General features: G+C 74.1%; 1 protein-coding gene. It reads left to right on the forward strand.

What is annotated here, in order from left to right; translation table 11 throughout:
* Positions 1–668: condensation domain-containing protein (locus IEZ15_RS44205; RefSeq protein ID WP_229846619.1), on the forward strand; the 668-nt coding region annotated here is incomplete at both ends.

Consider the following 668-nt stretch of genomic DNA (forward strand, 5'->3'; position numbering starts at 1 on the left):
CCGCTGGTCGACCTCACGGCCGATGACGTCGCCCGGATCGTCGCCACCGTCGAGGGCGGCGCCGCCAACGTCAAGGACATCTACCCGCTCGCCCCGCTCCAGGAAGGCCTGCTCTTCCACCACCTGCTCGCGGAGGGCGGGGACGACGCCTACGTCATGCCGGCGGTCTTCGAGTTCGACGCCCGCGAGCGCATCGACGCCTTCACCGACGCCCTCCAACGCGTGGTCGACCGGCACGACATCTTCCGCACGTCCCTCGCCTGGGAGGGCCTGCACGAGCCGGTCCAGGTCGTGTGGCGCCGCGCCGCGCTGCCCGTCGAGGACGTGGCCCTGGACCGGGACAGCGCCGACCCGGTCGCCGACCTCGTCGCCACCGGCGGCGCCCGCATGGACCTGCGTCGGGCCCCGCTGCTCGACCTGCACGTGGCGGCCGACCCCGGCGGTGACCGCTGGCTCGTGCTGCTGCGCATGCACCACACGGTCCGCGACCACACCGCGCTCCAGGTCGTCCTCGACGAGGTGCAGGCGTTCCTGGCGGGCCGGGGCGACGGGCTGCCCGAGCCCCTGCCGTTCCGCACCTTCGTCGCCCAGGCCCAATCCACCGTGGACCGCGCCGAGCACGAGCGCTACTTCGCCGACCTGCTCGGCGACGTCACCGAGCCCACGGC

It is taken from the genome of Streptomyces atratus (genome assembly GCF_014648655.1).
In the GTDB taxonomy this organism is placed as follows: Bacteria; Actinomycetota; Actinomycetes; order Streptomycetales; family Streptomycetaceae; genus Streptomyces; species Streptomyces atratus.